Here is a 20,379-nt window from a genome sequence, read left to right as displayed (position 1 = left end):
GCCGCCCGCGGGCCGGGCGGAGCCGAACACGCAGCGGTACGGGGCCGCTCTGCGCACCTCTGTCAGACGTGGTCCGACGGCTGCCCGCCGCGCAGCGAGTGGAACAGGATTTCGCGGGTCTCGCCCCAGCGTGCGTCGAGGTCGGCGCGGTGGGTCAGGGTGTCCGAGATGTGCTGCATGCCGAAGACCGCTGCGATCACCGTCCGGGCCGCGGCCTCGGGGGTGACGCCCGCACGCAGTTCACCGGCGGCCTCGGCCTCGGCGAACAGCCGGGTGAGCAGGGTGGTCCAGTCGACGTAGGGCTGGGGAACCTCGGCGTCGATGAGCGGGCGTTCCAGCTGCAGGCGCGCACCGGCCTGCATGACCGGGTCCTTCTGGAAGGCCGTGGTCGCGCGGTTGAGCAGCTCCTCGATGGTGTCCATCGGCCCCAGCCCGCTCGCCCGGATGTGCTCGGCCACGTTCGGCCACTGTCCGTAGTGATGCTGCACGACCGCCACGGCGAGGGTTTCCTTGGAGCGGAAGTGGAAGTAGACCGCGCCCTTGGTCATGCCGACACGGTCGGCCACATCCTGCATCGAGGTGTTGCGGTAGCCCTTGGCGGAGAGCAACTCCGCAGCCGCCGTGAGGACTTGGGCCCGTGTCTGGATGGCCCGCTCCTGCTTGAGTTCTTGGCCGGCCGGGGGTGTTGGAGTGGATTGCTTGCCGTTCACAGGAGCTGCCTCTCGCTGAGGTGATGGCGCCACAACACAGGTGATCCAACGCTGGAATATACCTTCCGGCAGGTATCTTTTGTGCTCACTTAGGAGACATTCTATGAGTGTGATCGACTCGGAGCCCATATACCGGCAGTTGCCAAGTCCGGTGCTGCCGGCGACCGATCTGGGACGAGGACTCTCCTACGACGGGCTCGTGCCCGCTGCCGCCATCCACAAGTCGGACACGGCCGAGGTCCTGCTGGCCGACGCCGGACGGCTGGGCAAGGACCGCTTCGCGGTGGCGGTGCGCTGGCCGTGCGACCACCGGCTGTACCGGCCGGGGGCGGGGCGCACGGGCGACTCCACCTTCCTGCTGGAGACGGTCCGTCAGGCCGCGATCTACCTGTGCCACCGTTTCTACGACGTCCCGCTGACGGGCCGTTCGTTCGTCATGACCGGCATCGAGGTCGACATCGACGCGCCCGGCCTGCCGTACGACCCCGTCCACGCGCTGCCCGTGCTGCTGGAGGCGGTGTGCACGCGCACCACCACCGCACCGCGCCGCTTCGGCATGGCGATGGAGGTCACGCTCTACATCCGTGGCGTACGACGCGGCCGCGCACGCGTGGTGTGGGAGGTGATGGACGAGCACCGGTACGCACTGGTGCGCAGCCGCAACCGCCCGAAGCCCGTCGCCGGGGCGCCGCTGGCACCGCCCGCCGGACGGCGGGACCTGTTGCCGCCGGCCGTGGTGGGGCGGGAGCGGGCCCAGGACGTGCTGCTCGCGGCGGACCCGCAGGGCGTGCGCAACCGCTGGCAGCTCGTCCTGGACTGCACCCACCCGGTCTACTTCGACCACGGCAGCGATCACGTTCCCGGCATGGTGCTGCTGGAGGCCGTGCGCCAGGCCGCGTACGCCTCGAGCGTGCAGGCCGGTCCCCGGTGCGCCGTTCAGGAACTGTGGACGCCGCTGTCGCTCGCGGCCTCGTTCGAGCGGTTCGGCGAGCCGGACGCGCCGGTGCTGATCGCCGTCGCCGCCTCGGAGCAGAACGGGGTCTTCGGTCACTTCGACTTCCAGCTGACCGCCACCCAGCACGGCCAGACGCTGCTGCGGGCCCGGCTGGGCGGGGCCCGTCCGGCCGACTGGGAATGGGCGGGAGAGGAAAGCGCATGACGACCAGTCAGAACACTTTATTCCAGGGGCAGTTGGGGCCGGGGACGGTGGACGCCGACACGGCCCTGGAGGCGGCCGTGGAGGCGGCCCGGCGTGACGCCACGGCCGTCGAGGAGCGGCGCGCGCTGACCCCGCCCCTGGCCCAGGCGCTCGCCGAGGCCGGTTTCCCACGGCACTTCGTCGCCCGCCACTGGGGCGGCACGGCCGGCACCTTCACAGCCCTGCTCCGGACCGGGGCCCGGCTGGCGGAGGCCGGCGGGTCGGCCGCGTGGTGCGCGGTGCTGTACGCGGCCCATGGCCGGCTGGCCTCCTACCTGCCGCACGCGGCACAGCAGGAGCTGTGGCACAACGGCCCCGATGTGCGGATCGCCGCCTCGGTGGTCCCCCCGCAGGGCACGGCCCTCGAGACGCCGGGCGGCTGGCGGCTGAGCGGCAGCTGGGGGTACGCCAGCGGGGTGGACCACGCGCACTGGGTGCTCCTGGCCGCCCTGACCGGCACCGGTACCGAGCGCCGCCACCGCATCTTCGCCGTGCCCCGCGCCGAGGTGCGCGTGTCGGACACCTGGCGGTCGATGGGCCTGCGCGGCACCGGCAGCAACACGGTCACCGCCGAGGACGTCTTCGTCCCGGCGCACCGTGCCATGACGCTCGAGGACCTGCTGCGCCCGCAGGACGACGCCGCACGCTGCCACCAGGTGCCGTATCCGATGGTGGCCGGGCTGCTGTTCGCGATCCCCGCGCTGGGCGCCGCACGGGCGGCCGTACGGGAGTGGACGCGGACGGTTGCGCCCAAGCGGCGGCCCGGCGGGAGCGCCGTGGGGGAGACGGCGAGCGGCCGGCAGGCGTTCGCTCGCTCCGCTGCGGACATCGAGGCCGCCGGGTATCTGCTGCTCGCCGCGGCTCGCCGTGCCGACGAAGGGCCCGTCACACCGCTGGCCGTGGCCGAGAACCAGCGGGATGCCGTCGCCGCCGTCGACCTGTGCCGGCAGGCCGTGACCCGGCTGTTCCAGACCGCCGGGGCCGCGGGCCTGGCCGACACGGACCGGCTGCAGCGGTGCTGGCGGGATGTGCTGGCGGTGGCCGGCCATGCCAGCCTCGACCCGGAGACGGCTGCCGCCGGCTACACGCAGGCCGTTCTCGCCCGGGCCGGGGAGGGCGACCGGTGAGCTGGCGAGCGCGTCCGATCGCCTTCTTCGACGTCGACGAGACGCTGCTGACCGCCAAGACGATGGTCTCCTTCCGGACCTGGTGGGAGGAGACCACCGGCGGCAGTGGCGACTGGTTCGAGGAGATCCGGCGCACCTGCGCCACCCGCGTCGAGCAGAACCGCGCCTACTACCGTGGCCTGGCCGGGATCCCGCTGAGCCGGCTGCGGAACGCCGGGCGCCGCTGGTACGCCTGCTACCGGGAGGGCGAGCAGGCGTACGTCACCGAGGTCGTACGGCGCCTGGAACGCCACAAGGCGGCCGGTCACGTCGTGGCCCTGGTCTCCGGTTCCTTCCGGCCCTGTCTGGAGCCCGTCGCCGAGGACTTCGGGGTGGCCACCGTCCTGTGCACCGAACTGGCCGTCGACGACGGCGGGTTGCTGACCGGCGACATCGTCCGGCCGATGATCGGCGAGGCGAAGCGGGACGCGGCCCGGGAACTGATGACGCGCACCGGCGCACGGCCCGAGGACTGCTACGCCTACGGGGACCACGCCAGCGATCTGCCCCTGCTGGGCTGTGTCGGCCACCCGGCGGTGGTGGGGGAGGACCCCGTTCTGCTGGCCGAGGTGCGCTCGCGCGACGGGCTGCGTCTGCCGGGCGCCCCGGGGCCGCGGCTGTGTCCGCCCACCCTGCTGGCCGGCTGACTGGACGTGATCGACCGGAAATGGGGTTACGACCGGACGGTATCTCTCCGTATTTTCCTTCCCGATGGAATCATTCTGGTGTCCGTTGGGGAACCCCACCTCGACGACGGGAGGTGGCTGGTGCAGGAGAGGTCACGGCGTACCCGGCAGCAGGTACTCGACGGCGCAGCCGCCGAGTTCGTCCTGTACGGCTACGGCGACGCGACGATGCAGGCAGTGGCGTCCCGGATCGGGATGACCAAGGGGGCCCTGTACGCGCACTTCGACTCCAAGGAGTGCCTCGCCCTGGAGCTGGTCCGGCAGTTCACCGACAGCTGGACCGACGCCGGGCAGGCGTCCGGGGAGACGGCGGCGGACACGCTGCACCGGCTGACCGGCAACCTGGCGAAGGGGCTGTCGCACGATGTCCGGGTCCGGGCGGCCGTCCGGTTGCTCGCGGACGGGGCGGAGGTCCCCGGCACCGCAGCGGCGCTCGCGCAGGTCCGGCAGCGGCTGACCGAGCTGATCCGCCATGCCCAGCAGGAGGGCGCGGTGGTGGCGCGGCACCCCGCCGAGGCGATCGCCCGCATGCTCCTCGCCTACGCCTGGGCGTGGGCCCGCACCGCCCCGGAAGCCGACCGCAGGACCCATCAGCCGGGCGTGTGCGAGGTGGTGTCGGCCGACTGGGACCTGCTGTGCGACTTGCTGTGGACCAGCCCGCCCGAGGCGTCGCCGCTGCGCACGGACCGGCAGCCGTCCGACCGGCAAAAGCCCGCGGCATGAGCGCCGGAGGGCCCCGGCCCCTGGGCATGGCGCCGGGCCCCGGTGCCCCGGGCCGTCAGGCGCCCGTCATGTGCACCCCGCCGTCGACGTGGACGATCTCACCGGTGGTCTGAGGGAAGAAATCTGACAGCAGGGCGGCCACGGACCGTCCGGCGGGCTCGGCATCGGCGGGATCCCACGGGAGCGGAGCACGGTGGTCCCAGACGCCGGCCAGGTCGCCGAAACCGGGGATGGACCGGGCGGCCACCGAGGTGAGGGGCCCGGCGGCGACGAGGTTGCAGCGGATGCCACGCTCCGCGAGGTCGCGGGCGAGGTAGCGGTTGGCGGACTCCAGCGCGGCCTTGGCCACGCCCATCCAGTCGTAGTGCGGCCAGGTCACCCGCGCGTCGAAGGTGAGGCCGACGATCCCCGCCCCCCGCCGCAGCAGCGGCAGGCAGGCCAGGGCGAGCGACTTGTACGAGTACGCCGACACGTGCACGGCGCCCGCGACGTCCTCCCAGGGCGCGCCGAGGAAGTCGAAGACGCTCCGCGGCCCGAACGCGATCGAGTGCACCACTCCGTCGAGCCCGTCCACGTGCTCGCGCAGCCGCTCGGCGAGCCCCTCCAACTGCCCGGCGTCGGTGACGTCCAGCTCCAGCACCGGCGCCGGCTTGGGCAGCAGCGCCGCGGTCCGTTCGATCAGGCTCAGCCGGCCGAAGCCGGTGAGGACGACCTCGGCGCCCTCCAGCTGCGCGGTGCGGGCCGCGTGGAAGGCGATGGAACGGTCCGTGAGGACTCCGGAGACCAGGATCCGCTTGCCCGTGAGTATTCCGCTCATGTGCGACCTGCCAATCCGCCGCCCGTCAGGCGGCCTTCGGGAAACCCGGCACTGCCCGCCGATGCAGTGGCGCAGATCGAAGTCCAGCAGGCTCTCCTTGGGCCGATGCGCCCGGTGACGGGACGACGACGGGGCGGCCGTTTCGCGCACACCGGCTTTGAGGTCAGGCTGCGATCGAACCGGTGGGCAGCGTGGCCTCCTCGCCCAGCCGGGCGTCCAGCGCCAGCAGGGTCTCGTCCGCCTCACGGGCCGCCGTCTCGTCGTCGGGCAGCCCGACGAGGCGCATCAGCTGCTCGACCACGCTCTGGCGCAGGGCATCGGTACTCAGACGGGCATCGGACATCGCTGTGGCTCCTTCACGGTGAATGAAACGGTGCGTCAGCAGGCGTTGCTGGCACGGAAGATGTGGATGAACCCGGCGAGCGAGGCGTGCGGCTCGAAGGCGACGTACTCGGGGAAGCACACGTCCGCGGCCCACTTCTTCTTGTAGGCGAGCTGGGTCTGCGCGGGGTACAGGGCCGCGCCCTGGTCCCACAGGAAGTGCATCAGCCACTGGAAGCCCGGGCTGTGGCCCGTCACCTCATGCGCCTGGTCGAGGCCGGTGAACGGGGTGAAGCCGAAGTGCAGCCACTCCACGCCCTCCTGGCGGAACTGCTCCAGGGCGTGCGCGTTGATGGCCTCCATCAGCCCGGGGGAGTCGTCCGGGATGCGGCGGCTGAGGTCGTGCATCCAGCCGGCGCGGGCGCCGTAGACCGGCGAGTACGAGATGTAGCCGACCGGCCTGCCCTCGATGCGGCCGAGGAAGAGCCGGCGCAGCGGCTGCATCGGCCCGCCGACCTGACCGACCAGGAACTCCAGCGGACGCACATGCTCGCCCTTGGAGGCCAGCCACACCTGGTCGATGCCGGCCAGTGCCTCGGCCCACTCGCCGGCGGGCACTTCCGTCACGGTCAGGCCGTTGCGGTGGGCGCGCGAGATCTTGTTGCGCAGCTGCATGAAGCGGGTGCCGCGCAGGGTCAGCTCCGGGATGCGCACCGCCCACGACGCGCCGATCTGGTTGACCGTGAAGCCGCGTCGGGCGTACGCCTCGGCGTCGTCGCGCTGCAACTGCACGCCGACCAGCCGCAGGCCCTCGTCGTGGATGTGGTCGAGGAACCGGCCCAGCAGTTCGTCGTAGTGGTCGCGGGCGGCGAAGGGGCCACCGAACTGTACGGCGTAGCGGCCGACCCGGCGGTACACGATCGCCCCGTCGAGGCCCGGGACGGTGAACGTGCTGTTGCCCTCGTTGACCGCGAGGAACGCGCTCGGATTCTCCGCCTGCGTATGCGCCATCACTGCTTGGAGAACAGGATTGGCGGTATCCGTCACGGACACATTCATGCTCCTTCTCCGCGGGATTATTCCGAGGAAAGTAGAGCATCCGAAGCTGCCTGTTGGAAAGAGGAAAAATGAGGTTTCAGGCCATGTCAGTCCCGCGTCAGCACCGCATCAGAGAGGGCTGTCACAGTAGTACTCGCAACCGACCAAAAAGGCAGGTCAGGGAGCGAGGAGAGGTGCCCGGAGCGGTTTATCGGGGACCTTGAGCTACGGCTCTGGTCGGGTTTTCACGACCCGCGCAGGTTCGAATCCTGCCCTCTCCGCTCTCCATATTTGGCGGATGGATATGGAGTGACAGATAAGGCAGCGGTGTCGGTTCAGGGACGACCGGCGCCGCGCAGCCTCGGCGGTTCCCCCGGCCGCGGCGAGGAGACGTTCGACCCCGGTGGACCATCACGAAGATGAGGGTCCGCCGGGGTCGACGTGTGCGCGGAAACGGGCAACGGGCCGATGCGCGCCCGGAGGTGGACGCCGGTGTCTCCAGCACCTTCCGTCAGGTCGGCAGCGTCTTCGGTGTGGCCCGCACCGGCACCCTGCTGATCCGGAGCTGATCCGGAACGTCGGCAGCGGCGTCCCGAGCGCGCTGGGCAAGGTCCAGATGGCCCCCGCCGTACGCCACCGGGCGGGCGCCGCGCTGTCCGCCGGTGACCCGGGCGCGATCGGCCACCTGCCCGCCAAGCTGCAGGGCCCGGTCGCGACCCCGCCGCCATCCCTACGATCTGGAGCCCGCCGTGGAGACCAAAGACCTGTCCCGCGCGTACAAGGAGCTGCTGGCCGCAGCCGAGGCCATCACGGACGTCGGCCCGCTCGCCGAGGCGGACCGGGCCCAGACCGACTGGCTGCTCGCGCACATCGCGCTGAGCGACCGGGCACTGGCCGACGCGGCCCGCCAGGTCCTGGCCGGCCAGGAGGGCCGGATCGACAACGCCTCGGCCATGTCGAAGACGGAGATCGCCCGGGTGATCTCGGCGACGACCCACGCGGAGCGGATCGACATGGTCCGGCGCAACGCCCGGGAACTGATCGACGTGCTCGAGCGGACCCCGGACAGCGCGGCCACCGCGAGCGTGCGGGCCCGTCTGGTGGACCGTGCCGGAGAGGTGGTCTTCGACTGCGATCTGGCGTGGGGCGCCGTGGTCCGGATGCGTGCCGTCGAACATATTCCCGGACACGCAGCGACACTCGCCTCCTTCCTCGGCCCATGCACTGACCAGGCGTGATCCCACGGCCCGGACGCCTTCGCGGAAGGGGTTCGGGCCGTCGCGCGGAGCCGTACGACTCACCGGTCAAGGAACATTCCTTCCGGTGGGAATTTTTTTGTGCCAGGATTGTTCGCACAGCACGAGCAGGAGCCACGTCCCGGACGGACCGACAGGCCGCCCACGGCTCCTGGAAGCACGGGGGAGCACCTGACTTGAGCCGGCTGCCGCGGCCGTGCCGGGCCTGAGGCCCGGTGCCGCACCTGCCCTCCAGACGGCTCGGAGCGAGAGCGCATCCGCATTTCCTTTCAACAACGTTGAACGGCAAAGGGAGCATGGCGTGCTGAGCTTTTCGATACTTGGATCTCTGGAGATACACACGGCGTCCGGCAAAGCCGAGATACCCGGTGACCTGCAACGCACGCTGATCCAGGCCCTGTTGGTGAGCGACCGGCAGGCGGTGCCGGGGGATGCCCTCATCGAGGAGATGTGGGGGGACTCGGCCCCGGACAACCAGGCCAACGCCCTGCAGGCGCACGTCAGTCGGCTGCGCCGCAGGCTCAGGTCGCTGGAGCCGGGCCGTACGGAATCCCGTCTGACGATGCAGCCCTCCGGCTACCGGCTGACAGTGGCGGAGCAGGAGTTGGACGCGGCCCAGTTCCAGCGCAAGGTCAAGGACGCCGAACGGCTCCTCCCCGCACACCCGGTCACGGCCGCCGGACTGCTGCGCTCCGCGCTCGCCCACTGGCGCGGGCCGGTCTTCGGCTATGTCTCCGGCGGCTCGGTGTGCCGGCTCGCGGCGGCCCGGCTGGAGGAGCACCGGCTGCGGGCGACGGAGATGCTGTTCGAGGCCGAACTCGCGGCCGGCCGGCACGGGAGCATCCTTGCGGAGCTGAACGAGGCGCACATCAGCAACCCGTTGCGTGAGCGGTTCTGTGAGCAGCTCATGATCGCGCTGTACCGGGCCGGCCGTCAGGCGGACGCCCTGGACACCTACCGCATCATGTGGCACCGGCTCTCCGAGGAGATCGGCGTACAGCCTTCGCCCTCACTGCGCGGCGTCGAACGGGCGATCCTCGCCCATGACCCGGTGCTGAGCCTGGGCGGCGACCTCAAGCGCTTCCAGGCGGCCTGACCACGCGCACGGCGCCCCCCGCCGGCGCCTCCTTGGGGCGGCCGTGTCACCGGCGCGGCGGCCGATGACATTCCCCGCCGTGCCCGCCGCCCGCGACGGCACCGCCGAACGGCGCGCCCGACCGGAAGCGGACGGCCCACGGCCCCGCCCACCACCGTGCCCTGCCACGAGGTTCCGCACGACACACGGCTGGGCACTTGACCACACACGAACTCGCCCCGGTGTACGGCCCGTTGACCCGGGCATCGGGTGTCCTGCCGCGAGTTCCCGCCGCGGCCTGCGCCCGCTGCCCCGGCGCAGGTGCTCACGGCCCTGACAGCCGCCCGCGCATCCGGGCGTCCCGAGTCCGCCCTGCCGCCGCCGGGCGGACGCCGGTCTCTGCCGCCGGCGCCGAGACGGACCATGGCGCGACGCGGCCGTGTGGCGCAGTGTCATACGCGAGCAGGCGCACCGTACGGGCAGGCGTACACGCACCGCGGTCACGCTGCCGGACGGCCTCCTCGCCCGTATTCGCGCCCCCGGCGGCCACCGCTGTGCCCACGTCGGACACGCGCTCGGGGCCCAGTGGTCGCGCGACGCGGCCCCGCCGTGCGGGACGGCCACGGCACAGAGGTGCCGGGCGCGCTGCGCCCGGCACCTCCGCACGTCCGCCCGGCCGGCGCCGGGTGTCACTCGGTGGCGCCCCCGGGCAGCAGCCGCCGGAAACCGGTGTAGCGTGCCAGCGCCTGTGGCAGCAGGACCGAGCCGTCCGGCTGCTGTCCCTGCTCGAGGAGCGCGGCCACGGTCCGCCCGATCGGCAGGCCGGAGCCGTTGAGTGTGGCCGCGGTCCGCCGGGAGCCGCCCGTCCGGTAGCGGATGGCTGCCCGGCGGCCCTGGAAGGTCCCGCAGTCCGACACCGAGGAGATCTCCCGGTAGCTGTCGCTGCCCGGCAGCCACACCTCGACGTCGTACGTCTTGCGGGCGGAGAAGCCGATGTCGCCGGCCGGCAGCAGCACCACCCGGTACGACAGCTCCAGCCGCTTCAGGCACTCCTCGACATGGCCGAGCATCAGCTCCAGCTGCTCCGCGGCGTCCTCGTCCCGGCAGATGCGTACCAGCTCCACCTTGTCGAACTGATGCAGCCTCAGAATGCCGCGGGTGTCACGGCCGTAAGAGCCCGCCTCGCCCCGGTAGCAGGGGGTACGGGCGGTCAGCGCCAGCGGCAGCCGGCGCTCGTCGAGAACCTCTCGCGCCACCAGGTTCGTGAGCGGCACCTCCGCGGTCGGGATCAGGAACATCTCCCGGCCGCCCACCGTCGTGGCGAACAGGTCCTCCTCGAACTTCGGCAGCTGCCCGGTGCCGGTCATCGTCTCCCGGCTGACCAGGTGGGGCACCGCGTACTCGGTGTACCCGTGCTCCCGGGTGTGCAGGTCGAGCAGCAGGGATGCCAGGGCCCGCTCCAGCAGGGCCCCGGCACCTGTGCTGACGCTGAACCGCGCTCCGGACAGCTTGGCCGCCGCCCCGGAGTCCAGAACGCCCAGCTTCTCGCCGAGGTCGGCGTGGTGCCGGCCGAGGCCGGGACCGGAGCCGCGCTGCGGGCCGACCCGCCGCACCTCCGCCGCCTCCTTCTCACTGAAGCCGTCGGGCAGGTCGTCCGACGGCAGGTTCGGCACCGTGAGCAGCAGCCGCTCCAGTTCCTGACCGGCCTCCCGGGCCTCGGCCTCCGCGGCCTGCACGCGTGCGCGCAGCTGCCGGTTGCGCTCCCTGGGGTCGCCGCCCTCGGGACCCGCCTCGCCCTCGGCTGCCGGCCCGTCGGCCGCTCCGCGCGGGCCGCGGGACGACTTCTTCAGCGTGGCCCGCAGCCCGTTCACCGCCTCCAGGGCGGCCAGGCGCCGCTGCTGTGCGGACCGCAGCGCGTCGAGGTCGAGCAGATGGCCGCGCCGGGCCAGCCGGCGCTCCGCCTCCGGTCCGCTCTCGAGCAGTTCACGTACGTCGTGCATGGCGTTCCCTCCGGATCGCGTGAACAGCAACCGGCGTCACGCCGGTTCGGACACAGCTGCGACGGACTGGGGCACCCCGGTGGTGTTCGCCCGGTCCGCGGCGGGGGCGACGTGCGCCGTTGCCAGCATCCGGTAGCGCTCGGGGGAGACGGCCCGCAGCCGCAGCGCCCACAGCACGCCCGCCGCGCCCACCAGCGGGATCACCCAAGGCAGTTGGACGACGACGCCGCCGCTCGCGCCGGTCAGCACGTCGAAGTTCCCGACCACCAGGTAGACCGTGGCGGCCAGCCCGGCGAAGCCCAGCAGCGGTGCCACCGTGCCTGTCCAGCCCAGCCGGACGCCCTTGCGGCGCAGCGCCACCGCGGAGAGCGCGGCCAGCGCCTGGAGCACGACGATCCCGAGCGTGCCGAGCCCCAGCATGCTGGTGGTGAGGTTCGCGTACGGGTCGAGGCCCGCGGCCGCGAAGCCGGCGACGGCGACGGCGCACACCACCACCTGGGCGAGACCGGCCAGGTGCGGCGAACCGTACTTCGGGTGCAGCCGGCCCAGGAACGACGGCAGCAGGCGGTCGTCGGCCATCACCTGCGCGTACCGGTTGGCGGCGCTGTGCAGCGCCAGGGTCGCGGCGAACAGACTGGAGCAGAGCATGATCTGCAGGAGCGTCTTGCCGGTGGACCCGAGGTAGTCGTCGCCCAGGACGAAGAAGAGGTCGCCGAGTTGCTTCCCGGCGGTCTGCCGCACCTGGCCCGGGCCGATGGCGCCGACCGCCGCCCAGCTCGTCAGCGCGTAGAAGCCGGAGATCAGCAGCGCGGCGACATAGGTCGCTCGCGGCACGCTGCGGCGGGGATCCTTCGCCTCCTTGCCGTACAGGGCGGCCGACTCGAAGCCGATGAACGACACGAAGGCGAACATCAGCGAGACGCCGACACCCGGTCCGGTGGCCGCATGCCAGGAGAACGAGCTGCCCGGCAGCGCGTGCACGCCGTGCCGGAACAGCACGGCCACGTCCAGAGCGGCCAGGATGCCGATCTCGGCGAGCATCAGCACCGCCAGCACGCGGGCGCTGATGGCGATGTCCCGGTACCCCAGGACGGCCACGAGCGCCAGGCCGATCGTGGCGCACCACACCCACGAGACGTGCATCCCGTGGTCGGCCAGCACCAGGCTGGTGAAGTAGCCCAGCGCGCCGACCAGTCCGACGGTCGCGCAGTTGTAGGAGACGACCGCCGTCCAGCCGCTGCCGACCGCCGTGGGCCTGCCCAGACCGTCGGCGATGGAGGCGTAGAAGCCGCCGGAGCCGCCGGTGCGGCGGGCGCTGATGGCGTACCCGACGGCGAAACACAGCAGGGTGATGCCGGCGAACACGAACGCGGCCGGTACGCCCTCGGCGGTGCCGATGGCGAAGGCCAGGGGGACGGTGCCGACCATCGCGGACAGCGGGGCCGCCGCGGCGACGATCATGAAGACGATGTAGCTGGTGGTCAGGGTTCTGGCGGGGGCGGGGGGCGCAGGGCTTCCGGCGGTCATCGCGGGCTCCTGGGATGTGGTGGACCGGGGGGTCTGGGCGGGGCCGGTGCGGTGGCGGCCGAGCCGGGCAGGCTCAGGCGGCCGCGATGGCCAGCACGGCGTTCTGGCCGCCGAAGCCCAGGGAGTTGCTCAGGGCGAGGTCGAAACGGGTTCTGGTGGCCGTGGCGGCCACCTTGACCTCGCAGTCGGGATCGGGGACCTCGAGGTTGGCGGTGGGCGGCACCACCTGCTCCTCCAGGCTGAGTACGGTGAACGCGGCCTCGACCGCCCCGGCCGCACCCAGCAGATGTCCGGTGACTCCCTTGGTGGAGGTCACCAGAGGGTCGTCGAGCAGGCGGTGCACGACCCGGGCCTCGGCGAGGTCGTTCAGCCGGGTGGCCGTGCCGTGCGCGTTGACGTGCCCGACGTCCGACGGCAGCGCGCCGGCGTCGGCGAGTGCCCCGTGCACCGCCGCCTCGAGACCCACCCCGTCGGGGTGCGGGGAGGTGACGTGGTGGGCGTCGGCGGAGGCGCCGTACCCGACCACCCGGGCGCGGATCCGCACACCGCGGGCGCGGGCGTCGGCGGACCGCTCGAGGACCAGCACTCCGGCACCCTCGCCGGCCACGAAGCCGTCGCGGTCTGCATCGAAGGGGCGGGAAGCAGCGGCCGGGTCGTCGACCCGCCGCGACAGCGTGCCCATCCGGGCGAAGCCGGCCATCACCAGGGGCGTGATCATGGCTTCGCTGCCGCCGGCCAGGACCACGTCGCACCGGCCGAGCAGCAGCAGGTCGCGGGCGGTCCCGATGGCCGTGGACCCGGACGCGCAGGCGGTGGCCACCACCAGGTTCGGTCCGGTGGCGCCGAACTCGATGGCCGTCTGGCCGGCCAGCATGTTCGGCAGCTGCATCGGCAGCAGCAGGGGGGACACCCGGTTCGGCGAGTGCTCCACCAGCGCCCGGTGCTGTTCCTCCACCGTGCCCGGTCCGCCGTCGGCGCACCCGAGCACCACGCCCACCCGGGCACCGTCCCACGTGGCCGGGTCCAGGCCGGCGTCGCTGATCGCCTCGCCCGCCGCGACCAGCGCGAACTGGCTGAAACGATCAAGCCGGTGGGCACGCCGGGCGCCGAGCAGGGCGTCCGGGTCCCAGTCCGGCACCCGGCACGAGATCCGCACCGGATTGCCCTCGAGAGCGGGGTCGAACGACGCGGTCGGGCGTCCGGCGCGGACGCCCGACCAGCTTGCGGCGGTCCCGACCCCGGCCGGGGTGACCAGGCCGAGACCGGTGACGGCGATGTCGGTGCCGGCCATCACACCCGCGCACACCGCTGCTCGATGAGCGCCACCATGTCCGCGACCGTGTTCGCCTCCAGCAACTCGTCGTCGGAGACGGCCGCGCCCAGTTCGGTCTCCAGGACCAGGGACAGCTCGACGACAGCCAGTGAGTCCAGCTCGATGTCCTCCCGGGTGGCCTCGGGTGTGATCTGCTCAGGGGTGACCTTGAGCTTGTTGACCAGGATTTCCTTCAACTGCTCGAACATGGCGCGCTCGCCTTCGGTCGATGGTCCTCGGAGTGTGCGGTCGGTACGTGTGTGCGGGTGTGCGGGGCCGGACGCTGCTCACAGCTCGGGCCAGGTGAGGGTGGCAGCGCCCCAGGCCAGGCCGCCGCCGAAGGCGGTCAGCAGCACTCGGTCGCCGGCCGTCAGGCTGCCGTCCGCCGCCTTCTGGGACAGCAGCAGCGGGATCGAGGCGCCGCCGGTGTTGCCGACGTGCTCGATGTTGGACAGCTGCCGCTGCGGCCCGATGCCGAGCCGTTCGGCGACCGCGTCGAGAATGCGCGCGTTCGCCTGGTGAGCGGCGAACCGGTCGACGTCCTCAGGGCGCCATCCGGTGTCCTCGAGCGAACGCAGCGCGGCCGCGGTCATGCGTTCCACGGCGTGCCGGTAGGTGGCGCGGCCGGCCATGTGGAAGAACTCGTCGCCCGGCTGTCCCGGGGTGCCCGAGGAACGCTGCCGCGAGCCGCCGGCCGGCACGCTGATGAGATCGCTGAGTTCGCCGTCGCTGCCGAGCACCACCGAGCGGAGCGCGCCCGGCTCGTCCGCCTCGCCGGCCCGCAGCACCACGGCGCCGGCACCGTCGGCGAAGATCACTGCGGTGCCGCGGTCGTCCGGGTCGACGATGGTGGTGAACGCGTCGGAGGCGATGACCAGGACCCGGTCGGCGAGGCCGCAGGCGATGAATCCGGCACCGGTGGCCAGGGCGTACAGGAAGCCGGTGCACACCGCCGCCACGTCCAGCGCCGGTACCCCGGTCAGGCCGAGCCGGCTGGCCACCGCGGGCGCGGTCGCCGGGCAGGGGTGATCGGGCGTGGTGGTGGCCAGCACCACCGCGTCGACCTGGGAGTCCTGCGCAGACTTCAGGGCCCGGCGGCCCGCCTCGACGGCGAGGTCGGAGGTGGCGGTGCCCGGCGTGACGACGTGCCTCGACGCGATCCCGGTACGGCTGCGGATCCACTCGTCGGAGGTGTCCAGACGGGCCACCAGATCGGCGTTGGTGACCACGTTCGGCGGCACATGTCCGCCGACACCGGCGATCACGGCCGCCCGGCCGGAGGGGGCGCCGAAGGGCTGGGCGCCGGGAGACGACGGCGTCACGGACGCTCACTCCGTCCCACGCCGACCGCCGGTATGCCCATGTAGGTCATCCGGCTCGCGGCCATCTCGTCGGTCCACCGCTCGGCCATCTCGTAGCGCTGCTCCGGGGTCGTGTCCAGCAGCCGCACCCCCGGCCAGACCTCGTAGTCGCCGATCAGCTCGGCCTGCTCCGTCATGCCCTGCTGGAACAGCTCCTCGCGGTGGAGCACGTAGGGACGGTCCGGTACCCGGTCCCACAGCTCGGTGCCGGCCTCGAGGATCTCCAGCAGCCGCGGCAGGTACTCGGGGTGGTCGCGGATGTGGTCGCGCAGGATGGTGCTGGCCACGGTCAGATGCCGGATCTCGTCGATCGCGGTGCCGCGGGAGATCTCCTGCGTGGCCTGCGACAGCGGCGTCCACTTGCGCTCGCTCAGCTCGGCGGCCGGGGCGAGCACCCCTTCGATGACAATGGCGAACACGGCCACCCCGCCGGGGAAGTCACCCTGATCGCGGATGATCTCCAGGGTGAAGTCCTCCACCGGCTGCAGCACCTCACGCCGGTAGTCGGCGGCCATCTTGTCGATGTCGGCCAGCAGTGTCCGCTCCGGCAGGCCCAGCTCCACCAGATGGTTGCGGAACACCCGGGCGTGCCGGGCCTCGTCCATCAGCTGGGTGGCGTAGAACTCCATCTCCGGGATCCCGGGGGCGCGGGAGACGTAGTGGCCCAGCAGACGGGTGGCGATCTCCTCCGACAGACTGCGGAAGCCGAACTCCAGGATCAGGGCCTCGCGCAACGGCCCGGGCCGGCGAAGGAATTCGGGCAGGTCCGCCTTCTCGTGGTGCCCGGTCGCGCCGCGGTCCCGCAGGGTGCCCTGTGCGACCTCGGTGAACCAGTACGCCAGGTTGCACCGGTCCGGGCCGAGGGTCAGGTCCTTGGCTCCGTCGAGCAGGCCGGGGGCGGTGTCCCAGTCGGCCTCGTGGGCGGTGGGCGTCGTCATGACAACACGTCCTCCTTGGCGGGCTGCGTGAGCGGCACGGTGAGCGGCCGGGCGCCGTCGAGCAGATCCGCGCCCGGGCCGAGCGCAGTGCGGCCGTCGTTGCCGGTGACCGGCATCAGGGCCCCGGCGAACAGTTCGCCGGACCGGCTGACGAGGTGATCCCCCTCGGAGCTGTCCGCGTGGACGACCGCGCCGAGCAGCACCTCGTGGTCACCGACCTGGAAGCGGCCCACCACACGGCAGTCGTAATGCGCCAGCGCACCGCGGAAGAGCGGCGCGCGCGAGTAGGCGGCCGGGCGCCAGTCGATGCCCTGGAACTGGGCGGCACCGTCGGGCCGGGAACTCTCGGCGAAGTACTGGGCCAGGTGGCCCTGCCGGCCACTGAGCACGTTGACCGCGAACCGGCCCTCGGCGGTGGCCAGCCTCGCCAGCACCGACTGGGGCTTCAGGCATACGCCCAGTACCTGTGGGCGGCGGGAGATCCGGGTGATCGTGCTGACAGTGGTGCCGTGCTGGTGGCCTTCGTGGACGGCGGTGAGCACCGACACCGGCATGGCCAGTGCGCTCAGGGCGCCGTCCTGGGCGCTCCAGCGCTTGCGCAGCGTGAGAGTGCTCACCGGGACACCTTCTGTCCGGCCGGGGCGGTCGCCTCGCTGAGCGTCCGGGCGGCGGGGGCGGAAATGTGGCCCACCGGGACCGGGTCGCTCGCGTGACCGACCGGCTTGGGGTGCTTCAGCCCCAGGTCGTCCAGCAGCCGCAGGTAGCCGGACTGGCGGATCGGCTCGAAGGGCAGCGCGAAGGACTTCATGAAGTTGCCGAACAGGCCGCGGTCGCCGAACAGATGGAACGGCAGCACCAGCAGTGCCCACTCCGGTTTGACCAGCCAGCACCACAGGGCGGCGACGGCGCCTTGCGTGATCAGGCTGTGCATCACGTTGTAGGCGACGTAGTAGCCCTTGTGGATCGGGGCCCCGGCCGAGCGCCGGAAGGCGATCGCGCCGGGAAGGTAGCCGATCAGGTCGATGTAGAGGAAGAGCGCGATGGCCGGCAGCCAGCGGATGTCGGTGAAGTGATAGATGATCAGACCGGTGGTCACCGCCAGGCCGACCTGGTACTCGGCACGGTGCAGGGAAAAGGTCCTGGGTGTCTCGAAGGGGTTGGCCTGGTCCACGGTTGGACTCCTGTTTCGGCTCCGATGGGGGATGTGGTGCCCGGGGCGGGCCGGCTGCCCGTCGCGGGTCTTGGGATCAGCCCGCGCTCGGGGCGACTGCCGCGTCGATGTCGATGTCCGCGTCGAGGATCGTGGTGCCGGGGAAGAAACCGGTGACGGCCCAGGCCACGGTCTCCCGGATGACGCGCTCGGCGATCGGATCGAGGATGCTGGCGAGGCTCGGGATGCCGAAGTCGAAGTCGGCGGTGAAGACGACCGAGACGTCCGGGCCTTCCTGACGCAGCGTCCACACGCCCTGGAAGCTGTCGAAGTCGCCGTCGGTCTGCTCGAAGCGGATCTCCAGGCGGTCGGGGAAGAAGGTGTCCTCCTCGGTCCAGCGCAGCAGCCCGCTGCGGAAGTGCAGCTCCCAGTCGGAGCTGCCGACGGGTTCGGGCAGCGTCGCGTGCACCTGCGTGGACCGCACGTGCGGGGCGAGTTCCGGGTAACGCTCCCAACGCGGGAGGGTCGTGAAGACCTCCTCGGCGGAGGCGAGGTGCACCAGGGCGTGGAGTTCGACGTGTCGCATGGTCAGTTGCCGCCTTCGGGCATCGTGGCCGAGCGCCGCACGAGGTCGACGGTGGCCTTGTCGAAGGAGTCGAGCAGGAATTCGACATCCCGGTCGGTGAGGATCGCGGGCGGGGTGAACCGCACCACGGAGGAGCCGTTCATCGAGTGGTTGGCGACCACGCCGTGGTTGAACAGCTCGATGAGCAGTTCGCCGGCCAGCCCGGGCTCGACCAGCTCGACGCCGATCAACAGGCCCTGGCCACGCACCTGAACGACCTGGTCGGGGATGTTGCGCCGGGCGATCTCGGTGATCCTCGGCAGCAGCCGGGCGCCGAGTTCGCGGGCCCGCGACACCAGGTCCTCCTCGCGGATCGCCCGGAGGGTGCCCTGCACCGCCGCCATCAGCAGCGGCTGGCCGGAGAAGGTGGCGGTGTGGACGTAGGGGTCCTTGTCGAAGGGGCGGAAGGCCTTGCGGGTGGCGATGGCCGCCGAGACCGGGACCACGCCGCCGCCGAGGGCCTTGCCGGCCAGCAGCACGTCCGGGCGGACGCCCTCGGTGTCCAGGCCCCACCACTCGCCGAGCCGGCCGATGCCGGTCTGCACCTCGTCCACCACCAGGAAGCCGTCGAACTCCCGGACCGCCTCCTCGACCTGCTTGAGGTAGCCCTTGGGCGGGATGATCACGCCGCCCTCGCCCTGGACCGGCTCGATGATCACGCAGACCTCACCGGGGTGGCCGGACAGCTCCGCGCGCAGCGCGTCGATGTCGCCGAACGGCAGGTGCACCACGTCGGGGATCAGCGGGCGGAAGGGCGCCTGGTAGACGTCCTTGGCGGTGGCCGACAGGGCGCCGAGCGTCTTGCCGTGGTAGCCGCCCTTCATCGAGACCGTCCGCCGGCGGCCGTTGGCGCGGGCGAGCTTCAGGCCGGTCTCCACCGCCTCCGCCCCGGAGAGGGCGAAGTGCACACGGTCCAGGCCCTCCGGGGTGACCGAGACCAGCGCTTCGGCGGCGCGGGCGACGGTCGGCTCCAGCAGGATGCGGGTGGCCACGGGGTGGGTCTCCAGCTGTCGACGCACCGCCTCCATGACGACGGGATGGCGGGCACCCATGATGAAGACGCCGTAGCCGCCCGCGTTGAGGAAGCGTTCGCCGTCCGAGGTGGTCAGCCAGGCTCCCCGCGACTCGACCTCCATATGGGTGCCGAAGAGCTCGGCCAGGGTCGCCCGGCCCTTGCTCAGATGGGCCCGGTAGAGCCGGAGGATCTCCTCCTCCTGGCCGGCCGGGACGTCGGCGTTCGGGGTCATCGGTGACTCGCTTTCTCTCAGGACAGGTCGAGCGGGGCACCGCCGGCGTACGCCAGCAGCGGCTCGACGGTGGAGCCCTGGGACGGTGGGTGGAAGGCGAGCGGCCGCACGGAGGCGGCCAGCCGGGAGTGGGCGGCGGAGCGGATGAAGTCGATGCCGCCGAGCAGTTCGAGGGCCTGCTGAGCGGCGAGCGAAAGCGCCTCCTGTGCCGCGAACCGGGCGATCAGCACCTGCGCCACGGCCTCTTCGCCGCCGACCCCGTCGCGCACCGCGCGGGCGGTTCCCAGGAGCAGGTCGAAGGCGGATTCGGTGCGGACCAGCAGGGTGCCCCGCTCGCTCGCGCTGCCGCGCCCGCGGGCCAGCACCTCCTCCGTCAGCCCGGCGGCCGCGCCGGCGTAACCGGCCGACACCAGCATCTCGAACCAGACGAAGCCGGCGTTCTGAAGATCGTCGATCCGGTCCGGGTCGTCCGCGGTGGTGCGGATCACCATGTCCTCGGGCACGAAGACATCGGCCAGGCGCACCTCGTCGCTCTGGGCGCCGGCCAGCACCTCGCCGGCCCAGAAGGAGTGGACGCTCAGGCCCGGCGACGAGGAGTCCACCAGAGCCAGCGCGAGTTCCTGTCCGCCGTCCGCGCCGGGCACCGCGATGCTCGCGGTCAGCAGACTCATCGAACGCGACAGGCTGCATGGCTTCTTGGCGCCGTTGAGCAGGTATCCGCCCGCGGTCGGGGTGGCGGTGACCGCCGGGCTGAGGATGTTCTGCTGGGTGCGGCCCTCGGCCCAGCCGGAGGCCATCAGCCGTTGTTCGGGTACCACCGTGTGCAGCACCTGGGTCTGGGCGGGCGTCAGGCGGCCCGGGCCGTCCGCGAGCGCGTAGAGCATCGCGGCGGTGAAGTGGTGCATGGTCGAGGCGACGGCCAGGGACGGCGACAGCGAGCCGACGGCCCGCTGCACCAGTACGGCGTCCACCGGGTCGGCGCCCAGGCCCCCGTACTCGGTGGGGATCAGCAATCCCGTCCCGGCGGCCGACCGGAACAGGTCGACCACCGGGCTGCCGGGGGCCTCACGCTCCTCGAACGGCAGGTCCGAAAGGGCCTTCACCAGCCCTGGATGGAAGCGCTCGCAGGTGTCGCGGGCGGCGTCGAGAGATCTCACGGGTGTCACCTCGTTCAGGGAAGTTCGCGGGTGGCGGCCGGCCGACGACGGGCCGGCCGGCGACGGGCCGGC

The 20,379-nt window shown here is 72.1% G+C and carries 22 protein-coding genes and 1 tRNA gene; 8 read left to right on the top strand and 15 right to left on the bottom strand.

The genetic code is table 11. The annotated features are described in order from the left end of the window. Positions 1 to 62 precede the first annotated feature (62 nt). Positions 63 to 710 (bottom strand): ScbR family autoregulator-binding transcription factor, encoded by a 648-nt coding sequence (locus A6P39_RS44595; protein ID WP_275884549.1) that lies wholly within the window; start codon positions 708 to 710, stop codon positions 63 to 65. A 103-nt stretch (positions 711 to 813) separates the two neighbouring features. Here A6P39_RS44595 and A6P39_RS44590 point away from each other — a divergent pair, with 103 nt between their 5' ends. From A6P39_RS44590 to A6P39_RS44575, 4 genes are all read left to right on the top strand, one after another. Then, the gene (locus A6P39_RS44590) at positions 814 to 1,869 is read left to right on the top strand and encodes a ScbA/BarX family gamma-butyrolactone biosynthesis protein (protein ID WP_275884548.1); all 1,056 of its coding nucleotides are present in this window, start codon (positions 814 to 816) and stop codon (positions 1,867 to 1,869) included. Further along, the gene (locus A6P39_RS44585) at positions 1,866 to 3,035 is read left to right on the top strand and encodes an acyl-CoA dehydrogenase family protein (protein WP_275884547.1); all 1,170 of its coding nucleotides are present in this window, start codon (positions 1,866 to 1,868) and stop codon (positions 3,033 to 3,035) included. Before A6P39_RS44590 ends, A6P39_RS44585 begins: the two co-directional genes overlap by 4 nt. Continuing rightward, on the top strand, positions 3,032 to 3,721 hold the full coding sequence (locus A6P39_RS44580) for an HAD family hydrolase (RefSeq protein ID WP_275884546.1): 690 nt from the start codon (positions 3,032 to 3,034) through the stop codon (positions 3,719 to 3,721). Before A6P39_RS44585 ends, A6P39_RS44580 begins: the two co-directional genes overlap by 4 nt. A gap of 78 nt (positions 3,722 to 3,799) precedes the next feature. Beyond that, a complete protein-coding gene (locus tag A6P39_RS44575; protein ID WP_275884545.1) occupies positions 3,800 to 4,483 on the top strand; it encodes a TetR/AcrR family transcriptional regulator in 684 nt (227 codons plus the stop codon). 55 nt (positions 4,484 to 4,538) lie between these two features. Here A6P39_RS44575 and fabI read toward each other — a convergent pair whose 3' ends face one another. The 3 genes from fabI to A6P39_RS44560 all read right to left on the bottom strand — a co-directional run bounded on the left by fabI (position 4,539) and on the right by A6P39_RS44560 (position 6,680). Further along, positions 4,539 to 5,300 (bottom strand): enoyl-ACP reductase FabI, encoded by a 762-nt coding sequence (gene fabI / locus A6P39_RS44570; protein ID WP_275884544.1) that lies wholly within the window; start codon positions 5,298 to 5,300, stop codon positions 4,539 to 4,541. Positions 5,301 to 5,463: 163 nt separating this feature from the next. Continuing rightward, positions 5,464 to 5,643, bottom strand: coding sequence for a hypothetical protein (locus A6P39_RS44565; protein WP_275884543.1), 180 nt, complete (start codon positions 5,641 to 5,643; stop codon positions 5,464 to 5,466). Positions 5,644 to 5,678: 35 nt separating this feature from the next. Next, positions 5,679 to 6,680: a DUF2156 domain-containing protein gene (locus A6P39_RS44560; RefSeq protein WP_275884542.1), complete on the bottom strand. Its 1,002-nt coding sequence runs from the start codon at positions 6,678 to 6,680 to the stop codon at positions 5,679 to 5,681. A 167-nt stretch (positions 6,681 to 6,847) separates the two neighbouring features. On the opposite strand from A6P39_RS44560, the gene A6P39_RS44555 reads away from it, so the two are divergent. From A6P39_RS44555 to A6P39_RS44540, 4 genes are all read left to right on the top strand, one after another. After that, a tRNA-OTHER gene (locus A6P39_RS44555) sits at positions 6,848 to 6,940 on the top strand. Positions 6,941 to 7,078: 138 nt separating this feature from the next. Next, positions 7,079 to 7,228, top strand: coding sequence for a hypothetical protein (locus A6P39_RS44550; protein ID WP_275884541.1), 150 nt, complete (start codon positions 7,079 to 7,081; stop codon positions 7,226 to 7,228). A gap of 180 nt (positions 7,229 to 7,408) precedes the next feature. After that, positions 7,409 to 7,897 (top strand): hypothetical protein, encoded by a 489-nt coding sequence (locus A6P39_RS44545; RefSeq protein WP_275884540.1) that lies wholly within the window; start codon positions 7,409 to 7,411, stop codon positions 7,895 to 7,897. 319 nt (positions 7,898 to 8,216) lie between these two features. Beyond that, the gene (locus A6P39_RS44540; protein ID WP_275884539.1) at positions 8,217 to 9,011 is read left to right on the top strand and encodes an AfsR/SARP family transcriptional regulator; all 795 of its coding nucleotides are present in this window, start codon (positions 8,217 to 8,219) and stop codon (positions 9,009 to 9,011) included. Between the two features lie 668 nt (positions 9,012 to 9,679). Here A6P39_RS44540 and serS read toward each other — a convergent pair. The 11 genes from serS to A6P39_RS44485 all read right to left on the bottom strand — a co-directional run bounded on the left by serS (position 9,680) and on the right by A6P39_RS44485 (position 20,307). Next, positions 9,680 to 10,990: a serine--tRNA ligase gene (serS, locus tag A6P39_RS44535; protein WP_275884538.1), complete on the bottom strand. Its 1,311-nt coding sequence runs from the start codon at positions 10,988 to 10,990 to the stop codon at positions 9,680 to 9,682. Positions 10,991 to 11,026: 36 nt separating this feature from the next. After that, a complete protein-coding gene (locus A6P39_RS44530; protein ID WP_275884537.1) occupies positions 11,027 to 12,517 on the bottom strand; it encodes an APC family permease in 1,491 nt (496 codons plus the stop codon). A gap of 73 nt (positions 12,518 to 12,590) precedes the next feature. Continuing rightward, positions 12,591 to 13,808, bottom strand: a complete 1,218-nt coding sequence (locus A6P39_RS44525; protein ID WP_275884536.1) for a beta-ketoacyl-[acyl-carrier-protein] synthase family protein — start codon at positions 13,806 to 13,808, stop codon at positions 12,591 to 12,593. Continuing rightward, positions 13,808 to 14,038: an acyl carrier protein gene (locus A6P39_RS44520; protein ID WP_275884535.1), complete on the bottom strand. Its 231-nt coding sequence runs from the start codon at positions 14,036 to 14,038 to the stop codon at positions 13,808 to 13,810. Before A6P39_RS44520 ends, A6P39_RS44525 begins: the two co-directional genes overlap by 1 nt. Positions 14,039 to 14,116: 78 nt before the next feature. Beyond that, on the bottom strand, positions 14,117 to 15,151 hold the full coding sequence (locus A6P39_RS44515) for a beta-ketoacyl-ACP synthase III (protein WP_275884534.1): 1,035 nt from the start codon (positions 15,149 to 15,151) through the stop codon (positions 14,117 to 14,119). Beyond that, complete coding sequence (locus tag A6P39_RS44510) at positions 15,148 to 16,128, bottom strand: VlmB-like protein (RefSeq protein WP_275884533.1); 981 nt, start codon at positions 16,126 to 16,128, stop codon at positions 15,148 to 15,150. The genes A6P39_RS44515 and A6P39_RS44510 overlap by 4 nt, the downstream gene beginning before the upstream one ends. Then, on the bottom strand, positions 16,125 to 16,745 hold the full coding sequence (locus A6P39_RS44505; protein ID WP_275884532.1) for a flavin reductase family protein: 621 nt from the start codon (positions 16,743 to 16,745) through the stop codon (positions 16,125 to 16,127). Before A6P39_RS44505 ends, A6P39_RS44510 begins: the two co-directional genes overlap by 4 nt. Next, positions 16,742 to 17,299, bottom strand: coding sequence for a hypothetical protein (locus A6P39_RS44500; RefSeq protein ID WP_275884531.1), 558 nt, complete (start codon positions 17,297 to 17,299; stop codon positions 16,742 to 16,744). Before A6P39_RS44500 ends, A6P39_RS44505 begins: the two co-directional genes overlap by 4 nt. A gap of 76 nt (positions 17,300 to 17,375) precedes the next feature. Continuing rightward, entirely contained in the window at positions 17,376 to 17,864 is a 489-nt protein-coding gene (locus A6P39_RS44495) for a type II toxin-antitoxin system RatA family toxin (protein ID WP_275884530.1), read from the bottom strand. A 2-nt stretch (positions 17,865 to 17,866) separates the two neighbouring features. Next, positions 17,867 to 19,150, bottom strand: coding sequence for an aspartate aminotransferase family protein (locus tag A6P39_RS44490; RefSeq protein ID WP_275884529.1), 1,284 nt, complete (start codon positions 19,148 to 19,150; stop codon positions 17,867 to 17,869). Positions 19,151 to 19,167: 17 nt separating this feature from the next. Beyond that, positions 19,168 to 20,307: an acyl-CoA dehydrogenase family protein gene (locus tag A6P39_RS44485; protein ID WP_275884528.1), complete on the bottom strand. Its 1,140-nt coding sequence runs from the start codon at positions 20,305 to 20,307 to the stop codon at positions 19,168 to 19,170. Positions 20,308 to 20,379 lie beyond the last annotated feature (72 nt).

The sequence above is a fragment of the Streptomyces sp. FXJ1.172 genome (genome assembly GCF_001636945.3).
Lineage (GTDB): Bacteria > Actinomycetota > Actinomycetes > Streptomycetales > Streptomycetaceae > Streptomyces.
This window is presented reverse-complemented; position numbering and strand designations above follow the sequence as displayed.